General features: G+C 60.8%; 9 protein-coding genes. 4 read left to right on the top strand and 5 right to left on the bottom strand.

Annotation, left to right across the window (positions count from 1 at the left end; translation table 11 throughout):
* The first annotated feature begins 129 nt into the window (after nt 1-129).
* On the top strand, nt 130-1,848 hold the full coding sequence (locus HBO11_RS09470) for a C13 family peptidase (protein WP_169951246.1): 1,719 nt from the start codon (nt 130-132) through the stop codon (nt 1,846-1,848).
* Nucleotides 1,849-1,877: 29 nt separating this feature from the next.
* Nucleotides 1,878-2,519: an oxidoreductase gene (locus HBO11_RS09465; protein WP_169951249.1), complete on the top strand. Its 642-nt coding sequence runs from the start codon at nt 1,878-1,880 to the stop codon at nt 2,517-2,519.
* 129 nt (nt 2,520-2,648) lie between these two features.
* Here the strand turns inward: HBO11_RS09465 and HBO11_RS09460 are convergent, their stop codons facing one another.
* From HBO11_RS09460 to HBO11_RS09440, 5 genes are all read right to left on the bottom strand, one after another.
* Entirely contained in the window at nt 2,649-2,933 is a 285-nt protein-coding gene (locus HBO11_RS09460; protein WP_169951252.1) for a YceK/YidQ family lipoprotein, read from the bottom strand.
* On the bottom strand, nt 2,926-3,555 hold the full coding sequence (gene ubiX, locus HBO11_RS09455) for a flavin prenyltransferase UbiX (RefSeq protein ID WP_169951254.1): 630 nt from the start codon (nt 3,553-3,555) through the stop codon (nt 2,926-2,928). Before ubiX ends, HBO11_RS09460 begins: the two co-directional genes overlap by 8 nt.
* Nucleotides 3,552-4,901, bottom strand: a complete 1,350-nt coding sequence (gene mpl / locus HBO11_RS09450) for a UDP-N-acetylmuramate:L-alanyl-gamma-D-glutamyl-meso-diaminopimelate ligase (RefSeq protein ID WP_169951257.1) — start codon at nt 4,899-4,901, stop codon at nt 3,552-3,554. The genes ubiX and mpl overlap by 4 nt, the downstream gene beginning before the upstream one ends.
* A gap of 256 nt (nt 4,902-5,157) precedes the next feature.
* Entirely contained in the window at nt 5,158-6,255 is a 1,098-nt protein-coding gene (locus tag HBO11_RS28650) for a hypothetical protein (RefSeq protein WP_262381025.1), read from the bottom strand.
* 385 nt (nt 6,256-6,640) lie between these two features.
* Nucleotides 6,641-8,563, bottom strand: coding sequence for a sigma-54-dependent Fis family transcriptional regulator (locus HBO11_RS09440; RefSeq protein ID WP_169951261.1), 1,923 nt, complete (start codon nt 8,561-8,563; stop codon nt 6,641-6,643).
* Nucleotides 8,564-8,854: 291 nt separating this feature from the next.
* Between HBO11_RS09440 and HBO11_RS09435 the strand changes: the two genes are divergently transcribed.
* Nucleotides 8,855-10,375 carry an aldehyde dehydrogenase family protein gene (locus HBO11_RS09435; protein ID WP_169951264.1) on the top strand — a complete coding sequence of 507 codons (1,521 nt, stop codon included), beginning with the start codon at nt 8,855-8,857 and terminating at the stop codon, nt 10,373-10,375.
* Nucleotides 10,376-10,589: 214 nt separating this feature from the next.
* Nucleotides 10,590-12,023: an ethanolamine permease gene (eat, locus tag HBO11_RS09430; RefSeq protein WP_169951267.1), complete on the top strand. Its 1,434-nt coding sequence runs from the start codon at nt 10,590-10,592 to the stop codon at nt 12,021-12,023.
* Nucleotides 12,024-12,043: the final 20 nt, after the last annotated feature.

Here is a 12,043-nt window from a genome sequence, read left to right as displayed (position 1 = left end):
AGGAGCCGGCTTGCCGGCGATAGCGCCAGCAGGCGCGCCATCGCCGACAAGTCTTAATTCACACATAGACCACTAGGTATAGCTTCGCCCGCTGCGGCATACTCGGCGCTCAATTATCCGGATCCCGCTATGCGCCCAATCGTCCCCCTTGCTCTCGCCTTGTTGCTCACCGCTTGCGGCGACGGCGAATCCCTGTTGCCGCCCGATGCCCGGCTGCCGGACGGCGGGCGTTATCGCGGGGATGTGGTCGATGGGCTGCTGCAAGGCCAGGGCCGGGTGGATTACCCCAATGGCAGTTGGTACGCCGGGCAATTCGACAAGGGCCAGTGGCACGGCCAGGGCGAATGGCATGGCAGCAATGGCGAGGTCTATAAAGGCCAGTTCCAGCAAGGCCTGTTCGATGGCCAAGGCACCTTGACCACAGCGGCCAACACCTACGTCGGCGGTTTCAAGCAAGGCCGGCGCAACGGCGAAGGCACCCTCAAAGAGGGGCAGATGACCTATCGCGGCGAATTCAAGGACGACCAGTATTCCGGCCTCGGCCGCCTGGAGCTGGCAGACGGCAGCCAATACCAGGGCCTGTTCGCCCACGGCAAACCCAACGGCGAAGGCCAGCGCAACGACGACAGCGGCAACCAGTTCAGCGGGCGCTTCGTCGACGGCCAGCTGGAAGGCAACGGCACCTTCAACAGCGCCGAAGGCGACATGTACATCGGCCACTTCAAACAGAACCAGCTCAACGGCAAGGGGCGCTACGAAAACGCCGACGGCGACGTGTGGACCGGCGAATTCCGCGAAGGCGCCCTGAGTGGCAAAGGCGAACTGACCGGCGTGGATGGCAGCCATTACATCGGGCACTTCAGTGACTGGCGCTTTACCGGTCAAGGGCGCTTGAACCTCAGTGATGGCAGCTTCTATATCGGTGGTTTTGACAACGACAGCTATCACGGCCAGGGCACCCTGGTACTCACCGATGGCACGGTGCAGGCCGGGACCTGGGCCAACGGCCTGCGCGTACGCGATGCCGACGGCAAGCTGTTGCCCGACGCCCTGGAAGTCGGAGTCCTGGCCCAGGGCCACTTGCTCGACGACGCCCTCGCGGCCGTGCCAGCGTCCACCCCGGCCGTCGAGCTCTACAGCCTGGTGGTGGCCGGTGACGGCAAACAAAGCGTATTCCTGCGTGAGGCCGATTATGTCAGTAACCTGCTGGCCAGCCGCTTCGGCGCGCGCGGGCAGATCCGCCTGGTCAACCACCGCGACCATATCGCCGACCGCCCGATGGCGACCCGCGAAAGCCTGCGCCGCGCCGTGCAGACCCTGGCCGAGCGCACCGGCCCCGAAGACCTGGTGTTTATCTACCTGACCAGCCACGGCACCCATGAACACCAACTGGTGCTCGACCAACCCCGCATGGAGCTGGCCGACCTGCCAAGCGACGAACTGGCTGCGGTGATGGCACCACTGAAAAACCGCGACAAGGTCATCGTGATTTCCGCGTGTTACTCCGGTGGTTTCATCCCGGCGCTCAAGGATGAGCACACCCTGATCATGACCGCCTCCCGCGCCGATCGCGTGTCGTTCGGTTGCTCCGAAGAGGCCAATTTCACCTACTTCGGCGACGCCTTGTTTGCCCAGGCCCTGACCCAGACCGACGACTTGCAGCACGCCTTCAAGCTGGCGCAACGGCATGTGACCGAGCGCGAAATGGCTGACAACTTCGAAGCCTCCGAACCACAGATCTGGGCGCCCAAGGGCGTGATCGCGCGTTGGCAATTATTGCGTAAACAGCAGGCACGAAAGGCGCTGGAAAGCGTCTCTATCAATAGCAAGGAAGCAAAGAGCAACTAAGCTGAAACTGTATCAAGGGGGGAAACACCATGTACTTGACGCCTCAGCATATATTGCTTGCCGGAGCCTCGGGCTTGACCGGGGAACATCTGCTGGACCGCCTGCTCAACGAGCCCACCGTCACCCGCGTACTGGCGCCCAGCCGCCGCCCGCTGGCAGAACACCCGCACCTGGAAAACCCGGTCGGCGACCCCAGCGTATTGCTGCCACAACTGAGCGGCCGGGTCGACCTGGCCTTCTGCTGCCTGGGCACCACCCTCAAGCAGGCTGGCTCCGAACAGGCCTTTCGCGCGGTTGACCTGGATCTGGTCGTGGCATTCGGCAAGCGCGCCCGGGACATGGGCGCACGGCACCTGATCGTAATCAGCGCCATAGGCGCCGACCCCAAATCCTCGGTGCTCTATAACCGGGTCAAGGGCGAGATGGAGCAGGCCCTGCAGGCCCAGGGCTGGCCGCAACTGACCATCGTGAGGCCTTCGCTGCTACTGGGCGAACGCCTGGAGACACGCCTGGCGGAGAAACTTGCGGGGCCGTTGTCGCGGCTGATTCCCGGCAAGTATCGCGGCATCGAAGTGTGTGAACTGGCCCGGGCCATGTGGCGCCTGGCGCTGGAAGAGCAGGATGGGGTGCGGATTGTCGAGTCGGATGAGTTGCGTAAGCTCGGCAAGTGAATCTGCGCTGACCGGGCGGGCCTCATCGCGGGCAAGCCCGGCTCCTGCACTCGAATGTATTCACCGATCACCTGTAGGAGCTGGCTTGCCTGCGATGGGGCCCGCCCACACAACATCCACCGCTACAGGCTACAACCCACCCGTCGCATTAAACCCAACCCCCAATACTGTCAACGCCGACAGCGGCAACAGCAGCGTGTCGAGCAGCGCGCTCGCCGGCAGGTCGAGGCCCGGATAGCTCGGCGCTTCGGCACCGAAGCGGTCCATGGCACAACAGCCGCCCTGCATCGCATAGAGATCCAGGCGCGTGCCCGCATACACCACCGGCGCACCGGGTTTCGCCGCATCCAGGGTGCGTGCGGTGGCGCAGCCCGTCAGGTGCAGCGCCAGCACGATCAGCAGGGTTTTATTCATCGCTGCTCAAATGATGCTCGCCCCAGCGCGGCAGCATGTCCTGAGGGATGTTCAGCAGGTTGAGAATCCGCGCCACCACAAAATCCACCAGGTCATCAATGGTCTGCGGCTGGTGATAAAAGCCTGGCGACGCCGGCAAGATGGTCACGCCCATGTTCGACAGCTTGAGCATGTGCTCCAGATGAATGCTCGAGTACGGCGCCTCGCGCGGCACCAGAATCAACTGGCGGCGCTCCTTCAAGGTCACATCCGCCGCGCGCTCGATCAGGTTGTTGCACGCCCCGGTGGCAATCGCCGACAAGGTGCCCGTGGAACATGGCACCACTACCATCGCCGCTGGCGCACCGGAACCGGATGCGACCGGTGACATCCAGTCTTCCTTGCCATAGACCTTGATCTGCCCCGCCGCCGCACCGGTGTATTCAGTGAGGAAGGCTTGCATCATCTGCACCTTGGGCGGCAGCGAGACATCAGTCTCGGTGGCCATCACCAATTGCGCCGCCTTGGAAATCAGGAAATGCACTTCGCGGTCTTCGCGCACCAGGCAATCGAGCAAGCGCAGCCCATAAGGTGCGCCGGACGCGCCGGTCATCGCCAGGGTGATGCGCTCCGGCCCGTTCATCGCAGCGCCTCGGCGAGTTTGCCGTGCAGGCCGCCAAAGCCGCCGTTGCTCATGATCACCACGTGGGTACCGGGCTTGGCCTGGCTCTTGACCCGTTCGATGATGCCTTCCAGGGAGTCGCTGACAATCGAGGGCACGGTGCAAAGCCTGGCCACGGCTGCCAGGTCCCAACCCAGGTTGGCCGGCGCGTACCACACCACCTGGTCGGCATCGCTGACGCTTTCCGGCAGGCCATCACGGTGCGCGCCCAGTTTCATGGAATTGGAGCGTGGCTCGATAATCGCGATCACCGGCGCATCGCCGACACGCTTGCGCAGGCCGTCGAGGGTGGTGGCAATCGCCGTGGGGTGGTGGGCAAAGTCGTCGTAGATGGTAATCCCATTCACTTCAGCGACCTTTTCCATACGCCGCTTGACGCTCTTGAACGCGCTCAGCGCGGCAATGCCCATGGCCGGCACCACGCCGACATGCCGGGCTGCCGCCAGAGTCACCAAGGCGTTGGCAACGTTGTGCTGGCCGGTCATGTCCCAATCGACAATGCCCTGGCCCTCGCCCTCAAACAGCACTTCGAATTTGGAGCCATCCTCGCTCAACAGCTTGACCTGCCATTGCCCGCCCACGCCGGTGGTTTGCACCGGGGTCCAGCAGCCCATCTCGATCACGCGCTGCAGGGCCGGCTCGGTGGTGGGATGAATCACCAGGCCTTCGCTGGGAATGGTGCGCACCAGGTGGTGGAATTGCCGCTCGATGGCCGGCAGATCGGGGAAGATATCCGCATGATCGAACTCCAGGTTGTTCAGGATCGCCGTGCGCGGGCGGTAGTGAACGAATTTGGAGCGTTTGTCGAAGAACGCACTGTCGTATTCATCGGCTTCGATAACAAAAAACGGGGTATCGCCCAGGCGCGCCGACACCGAGAAGTTCTGCGGTACGCCGCCAATCAGGAAGCCGGGGCTCATGCCCGCGTGTTCCAGCACCCAGGCCAGCATGCTGCTGGTGGTGGTCTTGCCATGGGTACCGGCCACCGCCAACACCCAACGGCCTTGCAGCACATGGTCAGCCAGCCATTGCGGTCCGGAAACATAAGGCAGGCCTTTGTTCAGCACGTATTCCACGGCGGGGTTGCCACGGGACATCGCGTTGCCGATCACCACCAGGTCCGGTACCGGATCAAACTGCGCCGGGTCGTAACCTTGGGTCAGCTCAATGCCCTGGGCCTGCAATTGCGTGCTCATGGGCGGATAGACGTTGGCATCGGAGCCGGTGACATGATGACCCAGCTCTTTGGCCAGGACCGCCATCGAACCCATGAAGGTGCCGCAAATACCGAGAATATGAATGTGCATAGTCGACCTCGTAAAACATCGAGGCAGGTTAGCGTAGGGTGGGAAAAATCGCACTCTTTTAGCGATTGACGTGCGATCTTTTCATTCATTGATCGTGGCTAGCCGGGACCCAGCGCCATTGGGTGTTTATAAGCTGAAATCAGGCCCGGAGTTCGGGACTTCCCTACAACACCGGGGCCTGGAAAGCGACTCAAGGAAATATACAATCACACTCAAACTAACGAAGCGAAAACAAGAAAGCCTTACTTAAAAACCCTCATTCTTTGCGCTGCGTCTCCAACTCTCGAATGGCCACTAACCTGCCAATCCCTTTATTGATCGCTTCATTCCTTTTATCAAGCGCGTCTAATCGTCCAGCAGCATCTTGGGTCCCGGGCGTCGCTTCTGCTTTGTAGGGCCTGAAAACAAAATCGTTTTGCGTGGCGACCGCCTCCAGGTTTTTCTCTGCTGCACCGTACAGTTTCTCGAGAGTGTCAAGGCGAGCATCGGTCTCGGTTGGCCAGTTCGGGCTTTTTCCAAGAGCCGCGGCTTCGCCACCTTCAGCTAACGTCTGGATCGTATTAGCCGCATACAAATATTTTATCTCGGCGTTTTCCAGGCGCAAACTCACCATTGAGGCGTCTTGCGACCCAGTACTACCTGCTGCCGCCACGCCATTAGGGAGTTTACTCGGGGCTGGCAGGTGAGCAGGAGGTAGTAATGGGGTAGAAGCGGTAAAACTGCCCTTGATACTTTCACCACTCCAGACAGACCCCGCGTAAGTGCCAACACTCAACGGCGTGCTGACAAGCCCATTTATAGAAGCATTCACAAAAGCATCACGGGTAACAGTCTTCAGGGAAGTATCGGTCTTAAACACACCCGCCTTGACTAGACGATCTGCCGCAATCAGGTTGGCTGCCACATCACCAAATGTCTTGGGTTGTGCGACCACGGGCTTTGCCGGCCCAGAGAGCGACGAGCCAGGGTGCTGCGTCTTGAACGCAATCTCCCTGAAGTCACTGATTGCCTTGCTGTTGCGAGGGCCGACAGGCACACGGGGGCCCAAACTTGATGTAGGTACAAACTTGCCTTCGAGCCCAATAGTTGGGATTTTGGGCGAATTAAGACTGACCGAGGTCATTCCCCTGGGAAAACCACGGACTTTAAACCCTCTTTTAACACGCACAGAACCATCACCCGAATGCTCACCCGTGCTATTGGCCGCGCTGGAGCCCTGGGCCTGTAACTCATCCGCTACTTCATTTAAATTCGGAGCACCTTGGGTACTGGCTGACGCCTGTTGATTGGAAATACCAGGCATTAAATCTTTCACTTGCAACGGAACCGAAACAGGCAAACCTGTAACATTCATATCATCACCTCAATAGTAAAAATACGTTCATGACGCCTGAACAAAACTTGCCTACGCCTAGAGCCAATCGCTCTAAAATAATGAACCGTCCTTTCACCTTGAGTACGAATAAACTAGCGTTCAGTTCCACTGAGCAGGGAAATTAAAGCAGTCATTACAACTCGCAACACTCCACATTAGCGGCAATAGATTCAAGCTTAAAAAAGCAGAACGCCCGCATTAAATAATTACTTCACATTCACTTCCAACAAAAAACCTCACGCCGCCAAGTTAAAACACACTTATCTAAAAGCCGGTTGACTACAGATTTAACCCGTACGGCGCCGACGCGCGAGTGAATGCGCCAAGAAAGGCGCAAGAGGGCTGGCGCTGCCCTCGTCTCGATTCAGCCCGCTGAGCGCAGAGCGATGCCATGCTTGCGTAGCTTGCGATACAACGTATTGCGGCTAACGCCCAACTGCTCCGCGACCTGGGTCATATGCCAGCGCTGCTGCTCCAGCGTGGTCAGCAATGCCAAGCGTTCGGCGTCCTCCAAAGGTTGCTTGCCCCGTTGTACGGTGATGTGTGCCTGAGAAGGAACCTGGCGGATGACCGCCGGCAAGTCGTCCAGCCCAATGCGCCCACCGTCACACAGGGCGGCCAGTGTGCGCAGCACCGTACGCAGTTGGCGCACGTTTCCCGGCCAGGAATAATCCAGCAGCGCCTGACGAGCCTCGACAGCCAGTGCTATCGCCTGTCCGTCTGCTTCTTGCGCCAGTAGAAAGTCCAGTAGCTGGGACTTGTCACTGCGTTCGCGCAGCGGCGGCAACGCCACTTCCAGGCCGTTGAGGCGATAGTACAAGTCTTCACGGAAGGTGCCGTTGGCGACCCGCGCCAGCAAGTCCCGGTGGGTGGCGCTGATGATGCGCACGTTCACCGCTTGCGGCTCGCCACCAATGGGCACCACCAACCGGTCTTCCAGCACCCTTAATAGCCGGGTCTGCAAAGCCAGGGGCATGTCGCCGATCTCGTCGAGGAACAGCGTGCCACCATCCGCCTGTTGCAGCTTGCCGCGCATGCCTTCCTTGCGGGCGCCGGTGAAGCTGCCGCCGCGGTAGCCAAATAGCTCGCTCTCAATCAGGCTTTCCGGGATGGCCGCGCAGTTCAGGGCCACGAAGGCTTTGTCGGCGCGTTGGCTGGCGTGGTGTACAGCTTTGGCGAAGGCCTCCTTGCCGGAGCCGGTTTCGCCATTGATCAGCAGTGGCACGTCGCGCTCAAAAACCCGCAGGGCCTTGCGAAAGTCATTCTGCAGCGCCTCATCGCCCAGGCAGATGCCCGGCAAGTGCGGCCGCTCGACCTTGGGCGGCGGCGCTACTACCGGGCTGGGGGCGCGCCGGGCCTCGCCACGCAGCACCGCAAACAGGCCGCGCCCATCACGGGTACGCAAGGGCCAACTGGCGCTGGCGTTGGAACTGGCGCGCCCAAGCAAGTCATCCAGGGTGCAGTCGAAAAACATCTCCACCGGCAGGCCCAACAGGCGTCCGCGTGGCTGGCCGAGCAGGTTCTGCGCGCTTTGGTTGAGCGCACAGATCCGCCCTTCACCGTCGAACGCCAACAGCCCTTCGCTGAACAGGCCCACGGATTCGGCCTGCAGGTGGAAACGCAGCAGCCAGTGGTTTTCAAAGTGGCGCAGGAAATAGCAGCTCTCGATCATCTTCGCCGAAAGATTGACCAGCGCCATGGTGTGGAACTGGCTCTGGCGCGACACCGCTTCGCGGGCCGAGGACACGTCGAGCACCGCCAGCAGGTCGCCATGGGGGTCGAACACCGGGCTGGCCGAGCAGGTCAGTCCGGTATGGCGCCCGCGAAAGTGTTCGTCGCGATGAATGGTCAGAGCCTGGCGCTCCACCAGGCAGGTGCCAATGCCGTTGGTGCCTTCGCAGGCCTCGCTCCAGTCGGCGCCGAGCCACAGGCCGGCATGCTCGAACACCTTGCGTTCGCTGGGCGCGGTGACGCAATTGAGGATCACCCCTCGCGCATCGGTCAGCAGCACTGCGTGCCCGGCGCCGGAAAGCTGTTGATGCAAATTGTTCATTTCAGTGCCGGCGATGTGCAGCACCTGTTGCAGGCGCTCGCGGCTTTCCAGCAGGCGATCATGCTCCAGCACCGTGGGAGCGACGGTCAGGGCCGGGTCAAGGTGGTAATCCTCCAGGCAGCGCAGCCAGGAGCGGGCAATCGAGGGGTCGCTGCCGGGACCGTGCAGCGGGTCTTGCCCACGGGTGACCGTCAGGACTTGCCGGGCATGGCGGCTGAAATGATCGTTGTGCATATTCTTATTGTTCTCCTGTTGCGTGGGACACACCGCGGACCGGGACGCCCAGCATCCTCCAGGCCTTGGCGCATTGCAATCCCGGGGCGACCCATGGGTCACAGGCCGTACCTTGCATGGCACAAAGTGTCACACAGGCTGTACCAGACCTGTCACAACAACGCCTTGCAATAAACCCAGAACCCTTGACTTACGGGGCCTGCAAGGCACTGGCCCGACCTTTGCTCTACGCTTTATCAAGCGCAGCCACGCTGCACTCCAATAAACATAAGAAGTCAGGAGATACCCACCATGCGTTACGCACACCCCGGTACTGAAGGCGCTATCGTTTCGTTCAAGGCCAAGTACGGCAACTACATCGGTGGCGAATTTGTGGCCCCGGTCGATGGCAACTACTTCACCAACACTTCGCCGGTTAACGGCAAGCCCATCGCCGAATTCCCACGCTCCACAGCCAAGGACATCGACAAGGCACTGGACGCCGCCCACGCCGCCGCTGACGCCTGGGGCAAGACCTCGGCCCAGGACCGCTCGCTGGTGCTGCTCAAAATTGCCGACCGCATCGAACAGAACCTCGAACTGCTGGCCGTCACCGAAACCTGGGACAACGGCAAGGCAGTGCGTGAAACCCTCAACGCCGATATCCCCCTGGCGGCTGACCACTTCCGTTACTTCGCCGGCTGCATCCGCGCCCAGGAAGGCAGCAGCGCCGAGATCAATGAACACACCGCCGCCTATCACTTCCACGAACCCCTGGGCGTGGTCGGGCAGATCATCCCGTGGAACTTCCCGCTGCTGATGGCCGCCTGGAAACTCGCGCCGGCCTTGGCCGCCGGTAACTGCGTGGTACTCAAGCCTGCCGAGCAGACCCCGCTGGGTATCAACGTGCTGATGGAAGTGATCGGCGACCTGCTGCCACCGGGCGTACTGAACGTGGTACACGGTTTCGGCAAGGAAGCAGGCGAAGCCCTGGCGACCAGCAAGCGTATCGCCAAGATCGCCTTCACCGGCTCCACCCCGGTGGGCTCGCACATCATGCATTGCGCGGCCGAGAACATTATTCCGTCCACCGTTGAGCTGGGCGGCAAGTCGCCGAACATCTTCTTCGCCGACATCATGAAAGCCGAACCGCAATTTATCGAAAAGGCCGCCGAAGGCCTGGTGCTGGCGTTCTTCAACCAGGGCGAAGTGTGCACCTGCCCATCCCGCGCGCTGGTGGAAGAGTCGATCTACGACGACTTCATGAAAGTGGTGATGAAGAAGGTCGAATCGATCAAACGTGGCGACCCGCTGGACACCGACACCATGGTGGGCGCCCAGGCGTCCGAGCAGCAGTTCGACAAGATCCTGTCGTACCTGGAAATCGCCAAAGGCGAAGGCGCCGAGCTGCTGACCGGCGGCAAAGTGGAGAAACTGACCGGCGACCTGGCAACCGGCTATTACATCCAACCGACCCTGCTCAAGGGCACCAACAAGATGCGCGTGTTCCAGGAAGAAATCTTTGGCCCGGTGGTAAGCATCACCACCTTCAAGGATGAAGCCGAAGCCCTGGCGATTGCCAACGACACCGAGTTTGGCCTGGGTGCCGGCTTGTGGACCCGCGACATCAACCGCGCGTACCGCATGGGCCGGGCGATCAAGGCCGGGCGTGTGTGGACCAACTGCTATCACCTGTACCCCGCGCATGCGGCGTTTGGTGGCTACAAGAAATCCGGTGTGGGCCGTGAGACGCACAAGATGATGTTGGATCACTATCAGCAGACCAAGAACCTGCTGGTGAGCTACGACATCAACCCACTGGGCTTCTTCTAAGCCTCTAAATGGTACGCCGCTCCTACATTTGAAATGCAACCAACTGTAGGAGCTGGCTTGCCAGCGATAGCAATTCCACATTCAGCAAAGATGCTGACTTGACCGGCCCCATCGCTGGCAAGCCAGCTCCTAAAATGAACGTCGCCAAGTGCTTGCTTCCTCATCCGGCACAAAGATGTCGAGCTAAAACAATAACAATGAAAGGTACTTCCCCATGCCTAGCGAACCGACAGGATCCTCCGTCGACTTCGAAAAAGTCGGCTCCGAATACTTCCAGCAACGAGAACTGAAAAAAGGCGCCGCCGGCTGGGTGCTCCTGGTCGGCCTCGGCGTGGCCTACGTGATTTCCGGCGACTACGCCGGTTGGAACTTCGGCCTCGCCCAGGGCGGCTGGGGCGGGATGTTTCTCGCCACATTGCTGATGGCCACCATGTACTTGTGCATGTGTTTCTCCCTGGCCGAACTGTCCTCCATGATTCCTACGGCGGGCGGCGGCTATGGTTTTGCCCGCAGCGCCTTCGGCCCTTGGGGCGGGTTCCTTACCGGCACGGCGATCCTGATCGAATACGCCATCGCCCCCGCCGCGATCGCGGTGTTTATCGGCGCCTATTGCGAGTCGCTGTTCGGCATTGGCGGCTGGATGATCTACCTGGCGTTCTACATCATCTTTATCGGCATCCATATCTTTGGCGTCGGTGAAGCGCTGAAGCTGATGTTCGTGATCACCGCCGTCGCCGCCATTGCCCTGGGCGTGTTCCTGGTATCGATGGTGCCGCACTTCAACGTCGCCAACCTGCTGGACATTCCCGTGACCGAGGCCAAGGGCGCCAGCAGTTTCCTGCCGTTCGGCTACGTGGGCGTGTGGGCCGCGATCCCTTATGCGATCTGGTTTTTCCTCGCCGTCGAAGGCGTGCCCCTGGCCGCCGAAGAAACCAAGAACCCCAAGCGCGACCTGCCCCGTGGCCTGATCGGCGCGATTGTGGTGCTCACCAGTTTCGCCCTGCTGATCCTGGTGATCGCTCCGGGCGGCGCCGGCACCCTGGCATTGGTCAAGTCCGGCAACCCGCTGGTGGAATCCCTGGCCCTGGCCTATGGCGGCTCGACCTGGATGGGCAGCTTCGTCAACCTGGTGGGCCTGGCCGGGCTGATCGCGAGTTTCTTCTCGATCATCTACGCCTACTCCCGGCAGATTTTCGCCCTGTCCCGCGCGGGCTACCTGCCGCGCAAACTGTCGCAAACCAATAAAAGCAAGGCGCCGGTGCTGGCCCTGGTCATTCCAGGGATTATCGGTTTTGGCCTGTCGCTGACCGGCCAGGGCGACCTGCTGATCCTGGTGGCGGTATTTGGCGCGACCATTTCCTACGTGCTGATGATGGCCGCGCATATCACCCTGCGCATCCGTCGCCCCAAAATGGAGCGGCCATACCGCACACCGGGCGGCATCTTCACCTCGGGCCTGGCGTTGGTACTGGCCTGCATCGCTGTAGTGGCGGGCTTCCTGGTGGATCCGCGCGTGGTGATTGGCGCCGCGATCATCTATGGAGTATTAATTGCTTACTTTGCTTTCTACAGTCGGCATCACTTGGTAGCAGGCACGCCGGAAGAGGAATTCGCGGCGATCCAGGCCGCAGAGGCCGCCTTGCACTAAACGCCGTAAACCACGGTGCG

The organism is Pseudomonas sp. WS 5010, from assembly GCF_012985565.1.
Taxonomy (GTDB): Bacteria; Pseudomonadota; Gammaproteobacteria; order Pseudomonadales; family Pseudomonadaceae; genus Aquipseudomonas.
Note: the sequence above shows the minus strand (reverse complement) of the source record. Positions and strands in the feature narration are given on the sequence as shown.

Excerpts from the sequence above, each read along its gene's own strand:
- HBO11_RS09470 (WP_169951246.1), top strand. The coding sequence starts at position 130 with ATGCGCCCAATCGTCCCCCTTGCTCTCGCCTTGTTGCTCACCGCTTGC.
- HBO11_RS09465 (WP_169951249.1), top strand. The coding sequence starts at position 1,878 with ATGTACTTGACGCCTCAGCATATATTGCTTGCCGGAGCCTCGGGCTTG.
- HBO11_RS09460 (WP_169951252.1), bottom strand. The coding sequence starts at position 2,933 with ATGAATAAAACCCTGCTGATCGTGCTGGCGCTGCACCTGACGGGCTGC.
- ubiX (WP_169951254.1), bottom strand. The coding sequence starts at position 3,555 with ATGAACGGGCCGGAGCGCATCACCCTGGCGATGACCGGCGCGTCCGGC.
- mpl (WP_169951257.1), bottom strand. The coding sequence starts at position 4,901 with ATGCACATTCATATTCTCGGTATTTGCGGCACCTTCATGGGTTCGATG.
- HBO11_RS28650 (WP_262381025.1), bottom strand. The coding sequence starts at position 6,255 with ATGAATGTTACAGGTTTGCCTGTTTCGGTTCCGTTGCAAGTGAAAGAT.
- HBO11_RS09440 (WP_169951261.1), bottom strand. The coding sequence starts at position 8,563 with ATGCACAACGATCATTTCAGCCGCCATGCCCGGCAAGTCCTGACGGTC.
- HBO11_RS09435 (WP_169951264.1), top strand. The coding sequence starts at position 8,855 with ATGCGTTACGCACACCCCGGTACTGAAGGCGCTATCGTTTCGTTCAAG.
- eat (WP_169951267.1), top strand. The coding sequence starts at position 10,590 with ATGCCTAGCGAACCGACAGGATCCTCCGTCGACTTCGAAAAAGTCGGC.